The sequence below is a fragment of the Pseudonocardia wallangbongensis genome (genome assembly GCF_054486945.1).
The window spans coordinates 52,247-68,230 of sequence record NZ_JBRERS010000013.1; the positions used below are offsets into that span (position 1 = coordinate 52,247).

At 71.6% G+C, this 15,984-nt stretch carries 15 protein-coding genes; 11 read left to right on the forward strand and 4 right to left on the reverse strand.

All coding sequences use genetic code 11. The features are described from left to right. Positions 1–102 precede the first annotated feature (102 nt). From ACU436_RS34175 to ACU436_RS34215, 9 genes are read left to right on the forward strand one after another with little or no spacing between them, the layout of a single operon-like run. On the forward strand, positions 103–1,413 hold the full coding sequence (locus ACU436_RS34175) for a hypothetical protein (RefSeq protein WP_459031194.1): 1,311 nt from the start codon (positions 103–105) through the stop codon (positions 1,411–1,413). After that, a complete protein-coding gene (locus ACU436_RS34180; protein WP_459031195.1) occupies positions 1,410–2,741 on the forward strand; it encodes an ABC transporter substrate-binding protein in 1,332 nt (443 codons plus the stop codon). The genes ACU436_RS34175 and ACU436_RS34180 overlap by 4 nt, the downstream gene beginning before the upstream one ends. Beyond that, complete coding sequence (locus ACU436_RS34185) at positions 2,738–3,682, forward strand: carbohydrate ABC transporter permease (protein WP_459031196.1); 945 nt, start codon at positions 2,738–2,740, stop codon at positions 3,680–3,682. Before ACU436_RS34180 ends, ACU436_RS34185 begins: the two co-directional genes overlap by 4 nt. Continuing rightward, positions 3,679–4,533: a carbohydrate ABC transporter permease gene (locus ACU436_RS34190; RefSeq protein ID WP_459031197.1), complete on the forward strand. Its 855-nt coding sequence runs from the start codon at positions 3,679–3,681 to the stop codon at positions 4,531–4,533. The genes ACU436_RS34185 and ACU436_RS34190 overlap by 4 nt, the downstream gene beginning before the upstream one ends. Before the next feature lie 3 nt (positions 4,534–4,536). Continuing rightward, positions 4,537–5,655, forward strand: coding sequence for an ABC transporter ATP-binding protein (locus ACU436_RS34195; RefSeq protein ID WP_459031199.1), 1,119 nt, complete (start codon positions 4,537–4,539; stop codon positions 5,653–5,655). Then, positions 5,652–6,560, forward strand: coding sequence for an acetylxylan esterase (locus tag ACU436_RS34200; protein ID WP_459031200.1), 909 nt, complete (start codon positions 5,652–5,654; stop codon positions 6,558–6,560). Before ACU436_RS34195 ends, ACU436_RS34200 begins: the two co-directional genes overlap by 4 nt. Then, a complete protein-coding gene (locus ACU436_RS34205) occupies positions 6,557–7,414 on the forward strand; it encodes an acetylxylan esterase (RefSeq protein ID WP_459031201.1) in 858 nt (285 codons plus the stop codon). Before ACU436_RS34200 ends, ACU436_RS34205 begins: the two co-directional genes overlap by 4 nt. Then, entirely contained in the window at positions 7,411–8,565 is a 1,155-nt protein-coding gene (locus tag ACU436_RS34210; RefSeq protein ID WP_459031202.1) for an aminotransferase class V-fold PLP-dependent enzyme, read from the forward strand. Before ACU436_RS34205 ends, ACU436_RS34210 begins: the two co-directional genes overlap by 4 nt. After that, on the forward strand, positions 8,565–9,032 hold the full coding sequence (locus ACU436_RS34215) for a RidA family protein (protein ID WP_459031203.1): 468 nt from the start codon (positions 8,565–8,567) through the stop codon (positions 9,030–9,032). Before ACU436_RS34210 ends, ACU436_RS34215 begins: the two co-directional genes overlap by 1 nt. 960 nt (positions 9,033–9,992) lie before the next feature. On the opposite strand, the gene ACU436_RS34220 is transcribed toward ACU436_RS34215, so the two are convergent. Further along, positions 9,993–11,297 (reverse strand): FAD-binding protein, encoded by a 1,305-nt coding sequence (locus ACU436_RS34220; protein WP_459031204.1) that lies wholly within the window; start codon positions 11,295–11,297, stop codon positions 9,993–9,995. 73 nt (positions 11,298–11,370) lie between these two features. On the opposite strand from ACU436_RS34220, the gene ACU436_RS34225 reads away from it, so the two are divergent. Beyond that, entirely contained in the window at positions 11,371–12,156 is a 786-nt protein-coding gene (locus ACU436_RS34225; RefSeq protein WP_459031205.1) for a helix-turn-helix domain-containing protein, read from the forward strand. Positions 12,157–12,253: 97 nt separating this feature from the next. Here the strand turns inward: ACU436_RS34225 and ACU436_RS34230 are convergent, their stop codons facing one another. Both ACU436_RS34230 and ACU436_RS34235 read right to left on the reverse strand, forming a co-directional pair. Continuing rightward, on the reverse strand, positions 12,254–13,174 hold the full coding sequence (locus tag ACU436_RS34230) for a hypothetical protein (RefSeq protein WP_459031206.1): 921 nt from the start codon (positions 13,172–13,174) through the stop codon (positions 12,254–12,256). A 34-nt stretch (positions 13,175–13,208) separates the two neighbouring features. Beyond that, positions 13,209–13,808, reverse strand: a complete 600-nt coding sequence (locus ACU436_RS34235; protein WP_459031207.1) for an RNA polymerase sigma factor — start codon at positions 13,806–13,808, stop codon at positions 13,209–13,211. Between the two features lie 253 nt (positions 13,809–14,061). Here ACU436_RS34235 and ACU436_RS34240 point away from each other — a divergent pair, with 253 nt between their 5' ends. Continuing rightward, positions 14,062–15,357, forward strand: coding sequence for an Nramp family divalent metal transporter (locus ACU436_RS34240; protein WP_459031208.1), 1,296 nt, complete (start codon positions 14,062–14,064; stop codon positions 15,355–15,357). Here the strand turns inward: ACU436_RS34240 and ACU436_RS34245 are convergent. Next, complete coding sequence (locus ACU436_RS34245) at positions 15,350–15,964, reverse strand: TetR/AcrR family transcriptional regulator (RefSeq protein ID WP_459031209.1); 615 nt, start codon at positions 15,962–15,964, stop codon at positions 15,350–15,352. The two genes, ACU436_RS34240 and ACU436_RS34245, sit on opposite strands and share 8 nt — an antisense overlap. Positions 15,965–15,984: the final 20 nt, after the last annotated feature.

The following is a 15,984-nucleotide window of genomic DNA, read 5'->3' on the forward strand; positions in this document are numbered from 1 at the left end:
ACACAGCGTTATCCGTGCGGTATTGACCACCCTCGCGCGCCATGGCACGGTACCCGGAACCCGTCAAACGAACTATTTACGAACCTGGATCGTAGTGTTCGCATGCGCATGACTCTCGGGCTCGTCCTGCACACGTCCCACCAGGCTCGGCTGGCGATCGCGAGCGGCATGCTCACGGGCGTCCAGCTGGAGCTGGTGATCTACGAGCAGGAGCGCGAGATCCGGCCCAAGGTCGAGGCGCTGCTGAACCGCGTCGAGCTGGACGGGATCCTCCTGGGCCGCGTGCCGTACGACGCGTGCCGGGACCTGCTGCCGCCGGACCTGCCGCTGTCGATCAACCGGTACGCGGCGCTCGAGCTCACGCTCACCCTCGGTCGCGCCCTGCAGCAGGGGTGGGCGCCGGGGCCGGTCTGCATCGACACCTTCGACCGGCCGATCGTCGATGACGTGGGCAGGGCGCTGGGCCTCGACCCGGACCAGATCACCTGCCTGCCGTACTCGGCGGACACCTCGTACGACAAGATCATCGACTTCCACCGGAACTTCCTGGCCGAGCATCCGGACGGTTACGTCATCACGGTCCGCAGCGAGGTCACCCGGGCCCTGGGCGGGAAGTTCCGGATGCTCAACGTCATCCCGCTGGAGTCGACGGTCCGCGCGGAGCTCCACGAGCTGGTGCTGCGGATCCAGTCCCAGCGGGCCAAGGAGCTGTCGTTCGCGGCGGGCATCTTCTCGGTGGTCGACTTCGAGAAGGACTCCAACCTCGACCGCGCCCGCGTCGGCCTGCTGAACATGCTGCTCAACACCCCGGAGTTCGCCGACGCGTGGGTCGACACCCGGGGGAGCCGCAGCGTGGCGGTGCTGGCCCACCGGGCGCTCTTCAACGAGGTCACCGCCAACTGGACCGCGCTCCCCGCGGTCGGCACGGCGCACGAGACCCTCGCGATCCGCGTGGCGGCCGGCTTCGGGTTCGGCTCGTCGGCCCGCAAGTGCGTCGTGCTCGCCGAGAAGGCGGTGGCACTGGCCGAGCAGACCGGCGCGCCGTGCGGCTTCCTGATGGACGAGGACGGCCTGGCGGTCGGGCCGTTGCGGCCCGGCGCCGTCCCGCTCCGCTTCACCTACCGCGACCACGGGGCCGATCTCGAGCGACTGGCCCGCCGGGCGGGGCTCTCCGCCACCACGATCTCCCGGCTCGCGGCGCTCGACCGGAACCTCGCCGGGCGACCGCTGTCGCCGGGCGACCTCGCCGACGCGCTCCACATCACCGATCCCAGTGGGCGCCGGCTGATCCGCAAGTTGACCGCGAGTGGCCTGGCCGTGCCGCAAGGCAGTGCCCAGGCCAACCGCAGGGGAAGACCGACCAACCTCTACCAGCTGACGATCGCCGCGGCGATCGGAGAGGACGAGCAATGACGCCGCAAACCTCCTTCAGCCGTCGCCGGGCGCTGCAGCTCGGCGCACTCACCGCGAGCCTGCCCGCGCTGAGTTCGGTCCTGGCAGCCTGCGGCGGGGGCGGTGACAGTTCCGGCGCGGTGAAGTTCTCCGGCTGGGACTACGAGTCCGCCCTCGTCCAGCAGAACGTGGACCGCTTCGTGCAGCTCAACCCGGACACGCCCGTCGAGTACACGCCGATCACCAGCGCCCAGTACCTGCAGAAGACGGTGGCCGAGTTCACCGCAGGTGGGGGGCCCGACGCCCTCTACGCCTACGACGACTCCCTCGCCGGCTGGGTGGCCGCCGAGTACCTGCAGCCCCTCGACGGGATGCCCGGCGTCGACGAGGTCTACGCCGGGATCTACCCGTCCAACGCCGAGGCGATGACGGTCGACGGCAAGCGGTACGGCCTGCCGTACTACACCGACTCGCAGTGCCTCATCTACAACGAGGCCATCCTCGCGAAGGCCGGGATCTCCGCTCCGCCCAAGACCCTCGACGAGCTGGAGCAGCAGTCGCAGCGCATCAAGGACGCCGGCATCCTGGAGTTCCCGATCGGCCTCACCGCGCAGCTGCAGGACACCTGGTGGGCCTGGGTGTGGGGCCTCGTCTTCGCCAGCGGCGGCAACCTGTTCGACGAGGCCGGCAACGCGCTCATGGACGGCACCGACCCGACGGCGCGCGACGTCTTCGCGTGGCTGCAGCGGGCGGCCACCGTCAGCAAGGTGATCGATCCGGCGGTGCTCCAGCTGCTGCCGGTGCCGCTCGACGACGCGATGAAGGCCGAGCGGTACGCGTTCACGGTCGGCGCGCGGTACGCGCTGCGGGACTACAACGACCCGTCCCGGTCGCAGGCCGCCGGCAAGCTGAAGATCGCCTACATCCCGAGCCTCGACGGCAGCGCGACCGGCACCGTCAGCAACACCCGCATGTACACGCTGGCCAAGGACACCGAGGTCCAGGACAAGGCGTTCAAGCTGCTGACCTACCTGGGCGGGTTCACCGACGGCGAGCCGTACACGGCGAAGTACTGGTTCCAGAAGAAGGGCCTGGGCTTCCCCTTCAAGAAGCTGGAGCAGGACCCCGAGGTGCAGGCCACCCTGGCCACCTTCGCCGACCCGACGATCTACTCCGGCCTTGCCGACCTGGCCCGGCCGCGCACGGCGATCAAGCAGCCCTGGTACAGCGAGTACGAGAACGAGCAGCAGAAGACCGTGCAGCAGCTGCTGTCCAACCAGACCTCCGCCGACGACGCCGTCAAGTCGCTGGCGGCGAACGTGGCGTCGCTCAAGCAGAAGTACTCGTGACGGACACCGCGGTGCGCGCCGCCGAGCCGCGAACCGGCGCCCCACCCGGAAACCGGCGCGGCCTCGGCGACACCGCTCGCGCGTACCTGCTGAACGCGCCCGCGATGATCGTCATCGGGTTGCTCGTGGCGTACCCGATCGGCTACTCGTTCTGGCTCTCCCTGCACCGGTACAACCTGAAGCTGCCGGCGCTGGAACGGTTCGTGTGGTTCCAGAACTACATCACGCTGGTCACCGACCCGACGTTCCTGAGCTCGCTGCGGGTCACCGTCGCGTTCGTCGTGGTGGTGCTCGGGCTGACCGTGATCCTCGGGACGACGCTGGCGCTCGTGCTGAACGAGACGTTCCTCGGCCGCGGCGTGCTGCGCAGCCTCGTGCTGCTGCCGTGGGCGATGCCGGGCGTGGTGAACGGCCTGATGTGGCGCACGATCTTCGACGCGAAGACCGGGGCGCTCAACGGCCTGCTGCTGCAGCTGGGGCTCATCGACTCCTACCAGGCCTGGTTGACCTCGCCCACCGGCGCGTTCTTCATCACAGCCTTTGCGCAGGTCTGGAACACGCTCCCGTTCACCGTGATCATCCTGCTCGCCGGGCTGTCCACGATCCCGAGCGAGCAGTACGACGCGGCCAAGGTCGACCGGGCCGGGGTCGTCCAGCGGTTCACGCAGGTCACGCTGCCGTGGCTGCTGCACCCGCTCCTGATCGTCCTGATCCTGGAGACGATGAACGCGTTCCGGGCGTTCGACACGATCTACGTGCTCACCGGCGGCGGGCCGGGCGACGCGACGAACGTGATCGCCGTGCTCAACGTCCGCACGGTGCTGACCTACACCGACTTCGGGCTCGGCAGCGCGTACTCGTGGGTGATCACGATCGTCACGCTGGTGATCTCCATCGGCTACATCTCGACGCTGTACCAGAGAGGGCGGATCGAGGTATGACCAAGAAGATCGTCCTCTACGTACTCGCGATCGGCTTCGCGCTCTACCTCGTGGTGCCGTTCTACTGGATCGTCAACATGAGCTTCATGCACGAGGTGGACGCCGCGTCGGTGCCGCCGCACTTCCTGCCCGACAACCCCACCCTGGAGAACTACCTCAGCTTCGTGAACCCGAGTGCCAAGGAGGCCCTCGTCGGGTCGAACGCGGTGGCGGACACGCCGTACGCGGTGCTGAACAGCCTGGTGGTGGCGTTCTCGACGGCGGTCGTGAACCTGGTGCTCGGCACGTTCGCCGCCTACTCGTTCTCGCGGATCCAGTTCCGCGGGAGCCAGCTGCTGCTGATCGTCTACCTGCTGACGCGCATGGTGCCCGGTATCGCGATCATCATCCCGTTCTACCTCGTGATGCGCGCGCTCGACCTGCTCGACACCTACGGCGCGCTGATCCTGTCCTACACGACGTTCGCGCTCCCGATCACGATCTGGATCCTCAAGGACTACTTCCGGACGGTCCCGCGCGAGCTGGAGGACGCCGCGCGCGTGGACCGGTGCGGCTGGTTCCGCATGATGTGGACGGTGTTCCTCCCGATCTCCGCGCCGGGACTCGTGGCGGCGGCGATCTTCTCGTTCATGACGGCGTGGAACGAGTTCATGTTCGCGCTGTTCATGACCAGCACCATCAGCTCGCAGACCATCCCGGTGATCGCCGCCAACTTCGCCACCGACGTGGAGACCCAGGTCACGTTGATGGCGGCGGCGGGGGTGCTGGCCGTGGTGCCGCCGCTGGTGCTGGTCCTCATCTGCCAGCGGTTGATCGTGCAGGGCATGGCGGCCGGTTCGGTGAAGGGATAGACGATGGCCGAAGTCAGGCTGGAGAACGTACGCAAGGAGTTCGGCGGCGTCGTCGCCGTCGAGGACGTCTCGTTGACCGTCGCCGACCGCGAGTTCCTGACGCTGGTGGGGCCGTCCGGCTGCGGGAAGTCCACGACGCTGCGGATGATCTGCGGGCTGGAGCGCATGTCCGGCGGGGAGGTGTTCTTCGACGACGCGCCCGTGGCGCACCTGCCCGCCAACAAGCGCGACGTGGCGATGGTGTTCCAGAGCTACGCGCTCTACCCGCACAAGACCGTGGCGCAGAACCTGGGGTTCGCGCTGCGCAACCTGCGGGTGCCGAAGGCGGAGATCGACACGCGGGTGGGTGAGGTGGCCGCCTCGCTGGGCATCGAGAGCCTCCTCGAACGCAAGCCCAAGGAGCTCTCCGGCGGGCAGCGGCAGCGCGTCGCCCTCGGGCGGGCGGTGATCCGGGACGCCGGCGCGTACCTGCTGGACGAGCCGCTGTCGAACCTCGACGCCCAGCTGCGCGGCTCCATGCGCGCGGAGCTGAAACGGCTGCACGCCGACCTGCGCCGGACGTTCATCTACGTCACGCACGACCAGGTCGAGGCGATGACGATGTCGGACCGCATCGCGGTGATGAAGGACGGCCTCGTGCAGCAGTGCGCGTCGCCGGAGGAGATCTACGCCCGCCCGGCCAACCTGTTCGTCGCGTCCTTCATGGGGAGCCCGCCGATGAACTTCCTCTCGGGCGAGGTGCAGCGCGACGGCGGGCGGCTGCTCTTCCGGCACGGCGAGGTCACCGTCGAGCTGCCCGGGCACGCGTCCTCGGCGGTCGACGAGCTGTCCGGCCGGGACGCCGTGCTCGGCATCCGGCCCGAGGACGTGCAGCTCGCAGCCGTGGGCGGCGTGGGCGGGCAGGTCTTCGTGGCCGAACTGCTCGGCGCCGACGTGCTCGTCACGGTGCGGCTGGGGGAGGAGCTCGTCAAGGCGCGCGTACCGGCACCGTACGACGGCCGGGTCAACGAGGCGGTCTCGGTCGTCCTCGCCCCGGACAAGGTGCATCTGTTCGACCCGTCCGACGGGCGGGCGGTGCTGGCCGCGCGGTCGGCAAGTGTTCTGAAACAGGAGAGCCTGTGACGCAGGTGAACGTGTATCGACCCGACGATTTCGACGATTTCTGGGGCTCGACGCTCACGCAGGTGGCGAAGGTGCCGCTGCGGCCGTCGTTCGAGTACGTGGCGGAGCGGTCGACCGACGAGGTCGCCGTCTACGACGTGCACTACGACAGCTGGGAGGGCGTGCGGATCTCCGGCTGGTACGCCGTGCCGCGGGCGGCCGGGCCGCACCCGGTGCTGATGCTGGTGCCCGGGTACATCTCCGAGCCGGTCATCCCGCGGAGCTGGGCGAAGAAGGGCTACGCCGCCTTCGCGGTGGCGCCGCGCGGCAAGCTCCGGTCGAACGAGCTGTTCAACCCCGGCTACCCGGGGCTCCTCGTCGACAACATCGCGGACCCCAACACCTACGGGTACCGCGGCTTCTACGTCGACGCCGTGCGGGCCGTCGACGCGGTGCTGACCCGGCCGGAGGTCGACCCCGACCGCGTCGGCGTGCACGGGTCCAGCCAGGGCGGGGCGCTCACCATCACCACCGCCGCCCTGCTGCCCGACGTCGTGACCTGCGGCGCGGCCGGCGCACCCTACCTCTGCGGGTTCATGGACTCGGCGAGGCTCACCCGCTCCTACCCGTACGAAGAGATCAACGAGTACCTGCGAGATCATCCCGACCATGAGCAGCGGGTCGCACAGTCCGTCGGCTACTACGACGGCATCAACTTCGCACCGAACATCCAGGCCCCCATGCTGGTGTACATCGGCCTGGAGGACGACGTCTGCCCACCGGAGACGGGGTTCGCGGTGCACGAGGCGATGAAGTGCGAGAAGGAGCTGCTCACCTACGAGCGCTGCGGCCACGACGCCGGCAACTTCTGGGCGATGGAGAAGCTCGAGTCGTTCCTGGCCGGGCACCTGGGGGTGGTCCGGTGAGCGTCCCGGACGCGGAGTTCGACGAGTACTGGAACGCGGTCGACGCCGAGCTGGCCGCGCTGCCGGCCCGGCCGGTGCTCGAGCGCGTCCCGCGCCGGTGCACCGCCGACTACACCGGCTACGAGGTGCGGCTCACGAGCCTCGGCCCGTACCGGATCTTCGGCTACCTCAGCGTGCCGGCGGGGGACGGGCCGTTCCCCGGGCTGCTCACCACCCCGCGGTACGGCAGCGTCAACAACCCGCCGCACCACAACGACCGCCTCCGGTACGTCACCCTGACGATCGCGCACCGCGGCCAGCGCACCGCCGACTCGCCGTACGCCGCCGCGTACCCGGGCCTGCTGACCGACGGGATCGTCGACGCGGCCGGCTACGTCTACCGCGGGATCGTCGCCGACTGCCTGCGCGCGGCGGAGTACCTGACCGGCCTGCCCGAGGTGGACGCGTCCCGCGTGGCGGTCGCCGGGGACGACCTGGCGGTGCTCACCGCGGCCCGGCGCCCCGTCTTCGCCGCGCTCCAGGTCACCGGTGCGCTGCTGTACCGGGGCGGCGAGCAGTCCGACGCGGACTACCCGGCGGCCGAGTTCGGGGACCACCTGCGGGCGCACCCCGGCGACGCCGACGCGGTGCGCCGGACGCTGGCGTTCTTCGACGCGGACCGGCACGCGCCGGCCGTCACGGCGGCCGCCCGCGTCGAGGTCCCCGGCCCGCTGGCGACGCTCGCCGAGCGGATGGGCGCGGAGCAGTACGTCCTGACCCACGAGGGGCAGGCCGACAACGACGCGGCGGACGCCTGGCTCGCCGGCAGGTTCGGTGTGCCCGCGATGTCCCGCTTCAGCCGGGCGGCGGCATGACCGTCACCGACAACAGGTACGAGAACGAGGTCTACGCCGAGCTGGGCGTGCGGCCGGTGGTGAACGCCGCCGCAACCCTGACGAGGCTCGGCGGTTCCCTCGTGGCGCCGCCCGTGCTGCCCGCGATGGCCGCGGCCGCCCGCAACTTCGTCGACGTCGTCGACCTGGGCAAGGCGGTCGGTCGCCGGCTGGCGAAGTCCACCGGGAACGAGGCGGCGTACGTTTCCAACGGTGCGGCCGCGTTGCTCACCCTCGGCGTGATCGCCTGCATCGCCCGTTCGAAGGGCGGGCCGTTCGTGATCGAGGACCTGCCCTACCTCGACCGGACCGGTGAGAAGACGGTCGTCATGTTCCGCGACCAGCGCAACCCGTACGACTACGCGGTGCGCCAGGTCGGCGTCCGGATCGTCGAGGTGGGGCCGGAACCCGCCGAGCTGGAGGCGGCGCTCGACGGCCGCACGGCGTGCGTGCTGTGGTTCGCGGGTGCACACTTCGCCGCCGGCGCGCTGCCGATCGAGCAGGTCGTGGAGATCGCCCACAAGGCCGGGGTCCCGGTGCTGGTCGACGCCGCGGCGCAGATCCCGCCGGTGTCGTCGCTGTGGCACTTCACCACGGAGGTCGGCGCCGACGGGGCGATCTTCAGCGGTGGCAAGGGCATGCGCGGCCCCCAGTCGACCGGCCTGATGGTCGGCAAGGAGTGGCTGGTCGCGGCGGCCCGGGCCAACGGCGCACCCAACCACTCCCTCGGTCGCGGGATGAAGGTCGGCAAGGAGGAGCTGCTCGGCCTCCTGGCCGCGGTCGAGTGGACGCTGCAGCAGGACGAGCCGGAGCTGATCGCGGCCTACGAGGCGTCGGTCGAGAAGTGGATCGCCGGGCTGTCCGGGCTGGACGGGATCACGGTCAGCCGGGGCTTCCCGAGCGAGGCCGGGCAGCCGCACGGCCGGGCCATCGTCGAGATCGGCCCGGACTCGGGGTGGAGCCGCGACGAGCTCATCGGGGCGCTGTGGCGCAACGACCCCGCGATCGCGGTGGCCCCGGACGGCACGCGCGCCATCGCACTCAACCCGCAGACCCTGCAGCCCGGCGAGGACGAACTCGTCCTCGCCGAACTGCAACGACTGCTGAGAATGAGAACCAAGGAGGACGTGTAGTGGGCGACATCGACGACAGGTTGAAGGCCGCCGGCATCGAACTGCCGACCAAGGTGGCGCGCGGCGCCGGCCTCGTGCCCTGCGTGCAGCACGGCGACCTGCTGTTCGTCTCCGGCCACGGCCCCGCGGACAACGACGGGAACCTGCTCTACAAGGGCCGGGTCGGCGCGGAGGTCAGCCTCGAGGAGGCCTACGACGCCGCCCGGGCCACCGGCGTGCAGCTGCTGCGCAGCATCCGCGACCACCTCGGCGACCTGGACCGGGTCGAGCGCATCGTCAAGGCGCTCGCGTTCGTCAACAGCGACGACGACTTCCACGACCAGCCCGCCGTCGTCCACGGCTTCTCGGACCTGATGGTCGAGATCTTCGGCGAGCGCGGGCGGCACGCCCGCTCGGCGATCGGCACGAGCAACCTCCCCCTGAACCAGCCGGTGGAGATCGAGCTGATCGTGGCGGTGCGCGCCTGAGTCCGCATGGAGCGAACGGCACCTTCGCGCTCCAGTACACAGCCGGTGTCCGTGATGGTGTCCGGCGCAGCGTCGTTGGTGGCGTGGGGTTCGCCGGCTGCGGCCAGCAGCCGGCGCCGGACACCGGCCCATGTCCCTCGCGTCCGGCTGGTGGACGCCGTCCGGGGTTGCGTTCGGAGGTCGGGCCGGCCGTGACGCTCGCGGGTGCTGTCGGCGCGATGTCCCACCCGGTTCGAGCCTGTTCAGGCGGTGGGGTGTGTTCCGCGGAACGCGCAAACGATCATCGGCTGGGTCTGACCAGGGATTCGCTGCCGGTGGGTGCGCCGTACCCGGCTCGTAGCCCGACGGCCGCATCCCGTCGACGCGGTCCTGGGCGTGGGCCCCGTGTCTGTCCCCTCCTCGCGCTTGTCCGAGGTGGCCGGGTTGGCGTCACTACCGTCCCCGGTGACCCCGGGGGACGGTGGTGGTGCCAACCGGATCACCGGCGGGGGTGAGGTCGGGTCCGGACGGGAGTGGCCGCGCCCGGGGCCGGGTCGACGGGGTGGGGCGGTCGGGCTACGGGCCGGGTACGGCGCGCCCACGGGCAGCCGATCCCGTGGCGAGGCAGACCCGACCGCGAGGCGGCGGTCACGTTCGTGATCCGCGGTATCGGTTGTTCATGGCTGCGGCGACAGCCATGGACAACCGATATCCGCGATCTTCCCCGTCAAGATCCGAGGTATCGGGTGTCCATGGTCGTGTGGACAGCCATGGGCAACCGAAACTTCGGATCATGCCCGCGCATCGACGGGCTGGGCCGACGACCCGACACCACCACAGCGCCCGAACCAGCCATCAGCATCGTTCCCGTGTTCGCGGGGCCGCTCTCGGGAGCGGCGCCGGCATCGCCTCCCTCCCGTGGATCGGGGCGGCCTTGGCGCTGGCCACGATCCCCGCCGTGCTCGTCGATCGGAGGCTGTCTCAGAAGACCTCGTAGCCGGGCGTGAGGACGTCGTCCGGGTCGAACGCCTCCTTGGCCGCTCCGAACCGGTCGAAGGCCGGCCCGAAGTGCTGGCGCCAGTCCTCGGGCGACATCGTCAGGGCGCTCGGCGGGTAGAGCGTGCCGCCCTCCGCGCGGACCCGCTCGTAGACCGCCCGGTTGTCGGCGACGAGCCGGGCGGCGGTGTCGGCGGCCGCCGGTATCCGGATCAGGTTGAACGTGAAGCAGAGGTCGTCGGCGGGCAGGCGCAGCAACGGGCAGGTGACCGACCGCCCGCGGAACGCGGACACCGCGACCTGGCCGAAGGGGCCCAGATCGGCGGCGGTCAGCCGGTCCAGCTCGGCGGCGACGACGGTGTCGACCTGCGCATCCCCCACGAACGTCGTGAGCCACGGGTGGGGGAGCGACCACTGGCCGTTCGCGCGCAGCGCCCGCTCGAGCCCGGCGAGCCGGTCGAGGTGGTCCAGCTGCGACATCGTGGTGACCTGCGCCTGCCGCCGGTCGTCGGACAGGCCGGCCGGCAGGTCGGCCGCCGGGTCCCCGTCGGCGACGGCGTCGAGCCGGAACGTCCACCCGCCGGCGGGGTCGGCGAGCACGGCGCCCTGGACGGCGGCGAACCGGTCGTCACGGGCGAGCAGGCGCTGGTCGGCGAGCATCGCGGCGAGGTCCGGGTAGGACAGCAGGTGGCGCCGCACGCGCGGGGCGGCGGGCACGAGGGCGAGCGTCGCGCGGGTGACGACGCCGACCTGGCCGAGCCCGCACCGCACCGCGTCGAAGAGCTCTCCCGAGGAGCACCCGGCGACCTCGCCCCGGCCGGTCACCACCTCGACGTCGAGGACGTTGTCGGCGAGCACCCCGGAGCGCGACACCCGCGCGCCCACACCGCCGACCGCGAGGGTGCCGCCGACCGACAGGTCCAGGTAGTCCGGGAGCCCGGCCGGGACGCGCCCGCGGGCCAGGGTCGCGGCCAGCACGTCGCGCCAGGTCGCGCCCGCGTCGACGGTCACGCGGTCGTCCTCCACGGAGTGGACGGTCCGCAGCGCCGTCATGTCGGCGACGACCCCGCCGTCGACCTGCGCGCGTCCGAACACCGAGTGCCGGCGGCCCTGCGGCGCGAACCGGCGGCCGTCCTGGGCGGCCCACCGCACGCCCGTGGCCACGTCCCGGGCGGAGGTGGGGCGCAGCACGGCGTGCGGAACCCGGTGCACGAGGTGCCCGAAGTCGTCGGCGGCGGCCGCCCGGGTGGCCTCGTCGAGGCGGATGTCGGCGTCGGGTCGGGTCGGCACCTCGAGCACGATAGGAACCGACCTGGCAGGCTGTCTTGAACGAAGTTCACCTCGCGGGCCCGGAGGGTGAGCGGTGGAGGATGCCGAGCTGGAACGGCTGCGGTCGCCGCGGGTCGTCGGCGCGCCACACCCGCTGCTCGCGCCGCACCTCGCGCGGCGCCACACCGGGTTCGTGGAGCAGACGCTCCCGCGCCACCTCGTGATCCCGGCGTCGGCGACCGTGTCGGTCGTCGTGAAGCTGCGCGACTCCGCGCACCGCCCCACCGCGTTCGTGAAGGGCCCGCACCACGCGCACCTGGTGCCGGGCGGGGACTGCGCGGCCTCGTACGTCGAGATGCGGCTGAGCCCGCTCTCCGGCTACACGCTGCTGGGCGTTCCGCTGAACGAGCTGCGCGGTGGCGTCGTCGACCTGTGTGACGTGCTCGGTGCGGACGGTCGCCTGCTCGCCGAGCGGCTGCGCGAGGCGCGCACATGGCGCCGCCGGTTCACGATCCTGGACGAGCTGCTGCTGGCGCGTCTCGACCGCGGGCCCCGGCCATCCCCGGAGGTCGCTCGGGCCGTCCAGATCCTGGCCGCGACGGGCGGATCGGCGCGGATCGGCCGGCTGGCCTCCGAGGTCGGCTGGAGCCACAAGCACCTGATCACCCGGTTCACGCAGCAGGTCGGCCTCTCCCCGAAGGCGGCGGCCCGGCTGGTGCGCTTCGACCGCGTCCTGCGCAGTCTCGACCGGCCGGACTCGCCGGGGTGGGAGCGGATCGCGGCGGAGGCGGGCTACGCGGACCAGTCGCACCTGGTGCGGGAGTTCCGCACCTTCACCGGCGGCACGCCGACCGCCTTCCTATCGGCCCGCGGTAGGTAGGTGAACGGGCCCCGGCCCCGAGGGGAGAGGCCGGGGGCCCGTTCCGGGTGTCGTCCTGCCCCTCCGGGCCGTCGAGACGGCGGGACGACTGGCTCGGTCAGTCGTTCTGGCGGTGGTCGGCCGACTCGCCGCCGCCACGCCCTTGTCCTCCCCGTTCGGACCGGGTCCTTCCGCTCTCCGAGTCGTCCTCGCGGTCGCCGTCCCGGTTGTCCCGGGAGTTGGAGCCGGTGCTCTTCGAGTCGGTGCTCTTCGGATCGGTGTCCGCACCGCCCCGGTTCGCCCGGTCGGCCTTCGGGCCTGCCGGGTGGTCGGGGTTGCCGGGTGCGGCGGTCGGCGGGGTGCCGCGGCCCTCGGACCGGCCGGGGCCGTCCGTGGGGTCTGCGTCCGGTTCGTCGTCGGCGTGGCCGGGTGCCGTGTCGGACCTGCCGGGGTCGGTGCGCTCGCGGTCGGCGCAGAAGTCGGGGACGTCCTCCTCCGAGCCCGCCGCCTCGATGAGCGAACGGAAGGCCGGGTTCTCCGCGGCCTTGCCGGGGTTGTCGGTGGCGCCGGCGGCCCACGCCTTGCACAGGCCGGCGATGGACGGTTCGGGGGAAGGGCCGGCGGCGTTCGCGTCCGGGTCGACGGCGTCGTCACCTGCCGGGGCGGACCCGTCCGTCTCCGTGGACGTCGTCGACGTCTCTCCGGTCGGGGACGACGACTGGGACGCGTTCGCGGCGAGTGCCACGCCGCCGCCGGCACCGGCCAACAGGACGACGGCGGCGAGGGCCTTCGCCGCGAGGATCTTCGAGAGTGCGGTGCTGAGCATCGAGCGTCTCCGGACTTGTGCGCTGGAGAGCGGAATCGCTCGGGGAGCGTCGACGAAGGCGGCTTTCGCGGCCGTCTCGCCGGCGAGCTCGCTCGCCGTGCCGGGGCCCGCGGCGGCGGCGAGGAGCCGGGTGAGGCCGGCTGGGCCGGGGCCACCGTCGAGCAGTTGCTCCGCGGTGGCCGCGGTCAGGCGGTCCGGGTTCGAGGTGCGCATCTCGGGCCGTCCAGCGCCGTGTCCGCGCGAACCGTTACGCATCGCCCGCACCGGTCCAACGGTCGTCGCCGATCGCCTTGGCCAGCTTCTTGAGGCCGCGGTGGGCGGCCACGCGCACCGCGCCGGGGCGCTTGCCGAGCACCGCGGCCGCGGTCGGGGCGTCGAGCCCGACCACCGCGCGCAGCAGCACGGCCTCCGCCTCCGTCTGCGGCAGCGCGAGGATCTGCGCCATCGCCCACCGGGTCGACATCCCCTCCACGGCCGAGCCGTACGTGTCAGCGGCGTCCGGGTGCTCGGCGAGCACGTGCGTCTCGGTCGGGTCGGCGGGCCGGCGGGACCGGGTGCGCGCCCAGTCCATCGCGCGGTTGCGGCAGATCGTGCTGACCCACCCCCGGAACCCGTCGAGGTCACCCTCGAAGCCCCGCAGGTCCCGGGCCACCTGCAGCCAGGTCTCGGCCGTGACGTCCTCCGCCTCGGCGCCGATCAGCGCCATCGCGTACCGCAGCAGCCGGGGCTGCAGGTCGCGGTACAGGGCGACGAACCCCGCTTCGTCGCCACGGGAGGCGGCCCGCAGTGCCTCGTCGAGGAACGCCGGGGCCCGCGGTGCGATCACGTCGCCCGCGGCAGCACGCACACGTCCTAGCGTCCTCTCCACGACCGCGTCCTCTCCGGGACGGAGGGCGGGTGCGTGGGGAGCGCCGCCCGGAACCGTCCGGTCCGGCAGCGCCGTGCGCCGCCGGACCGTTACACGGACCGCGGCGCGGGACGGTTCGGTCTTGACATGTTCCGGCCTGCGGCCGACTCTTCTCCGGAGTAGAACTAAGACTGCACCCCCGGTTTCCGGGGCGCGGAAGTGCGATCGCCTGCGCAACGAGGAGCAGCTGCGGATGAGCATTTCGGAAACGACCTCTGCCACCCCGCCAGTCGGTTTCCGCGCCAAGGTCAAGCAGGTCGGCCCGGGCCTGCTCGCGGCCGCCACCGGCGTCGGCGCCGGTGACCTCGTCTCGACGATGGTGGCCGGAGCCCGATTCGGCACCGTTCTGCTGTGGGCCGCTGTGCTCGGCGCCGCGCTCAAACTCGCGCTCGCCGAGGGCGTCGGCCGCTGGCACCTGGCCTCGGGCATCACCCTGCTCGACGGCTGGCGCCGCCTGGGTTACTGGGCCACCGTCTTCTTCGGCATCTACATCGCGATCTTCGGGTTCGTGTACGGGGCGGTGGCGATGTCGGCGGTGGGGCTGCCGCTGAACGCCCTGTTCGGCGGCCTGGACGTGCGCTACTGGGCGATGATCGCCGGTGTCGCCGCCCTGGCGCTGGTGTGGGCCCAGCGCTACCACGCCTTCGAGAACTTCATCACCGTCCTGGTTCTGATCAAGTTCGCCGCGGTGGTGTTCGTGGCGATCCTCGTCGCGCCGAACCTCCTCGACCTGGCGAACGGCCTGGTGCCGCGCCTCCCCGACGGCTCGGTGATCTACGTGCTCGGGTTGATCGGCGGCGTCGGCGGCACGATCACGCTGGCCGCCTACGGCTACTGGACGATGGCGAAGGGCTGGAGCGGCCCGCGCTGGCTGTCGATGATGCGGCTGGACAACACGATCGGCTACGTCATGACCGCGATCTTCGTGGTCGCGATGCTGATCGTCGGCGCCGAGATCCTGCTCGGCCAGGACCTCGTCAGTGGGGACGAGGGCCTGCTCACGCTCGGCAGCGAGCTGGGTCAGCGGTACGGGGAGTGGGCCCGGATCGTGTTCCTCGTCGGGTTCCTCGCGGTGACCACAACCTCGTTGCTCGGCTCCTGGAACGGGTTGAGCCTGCTCTTCACGGACTGGACGCGGACCATCCGGCTCCCGCACGGCGCCGCAGGCGAGGAGGAGTCCGCGGACGCGACCCGCTACCAGGCGAGGGCCGCCGAGCGCAGCGTTCCGTTCCGGGCGTACCTGCTGTGGCTGACGATCCCGCCGATGACGCTGCTGTTCTTCGACCGCCCGTTCGCGCTCACGCTGGTCTACGGCGTGTTCGGCGCGGCGTTCATGCCGTTCCTCGGGGTGACGCTGATGCTGCTGCTGAACTCGAGGCGGGTCGCGCCGGAAGGCCGGTCCGGGTGGCTGTCCAACATCCTGCTCAGCGCCGCGTCGGCACTGTTCGTCGTGCTGCTGGCGATCGACCTCGTCGAACGGTTCAGCTGAGCCGCGCCCATCCGCGGAGCGCTCCGTAGTACGCCTGGGCCAGGTTGCGCAGCGCGACCTGCTCCGGCAGGCCGGTACCGGTCAGGTCGAGGATCTCGCGCGGATCGAACATCAGGTTGTACAGGAACAGCGCGTGGTCGAAGTGCTCGTCGGGCACCCCCAGGTGGCGCATCACGCTGCGGATCGGCCGTTCCCACGCGTCGCGTACCGAGGTGATCAGCTCGTCGCCGCCCCGGAGGCGGGCCAGGAAGCCCCGCCGCGAGCGCAGCTGCACCATCGCGGTGCCGTAGGTGCGCAGCAGGCGCGCCCACTCCGCCGCGACGTCCTCGAACAGGGCGACACCGGTCTTCGGGCAGTCGTGGCTGTAGTTGCGCAGCTGGACGATCACGCTGTGCAGGTAGGCGCCCAGCAGCTCGTCGATCGACGGGAAGTACCGGTAGGCCGTGGCCACCGAGAGGCCGGCCCGCTCGGCGACGAGCGGCATGGCCGCCGCGCCGGGGTCGGTCCGGAGGATCTCCCCGGCGGCCTCGAGGAGCCTGCGCCGGTTGCGGACCGCGTCGCGGCGCATGCTGCGGTGCGTGGCGCCCGCGTACGCCGCCGTCGTCATATCTGCGACATTACTCTTGC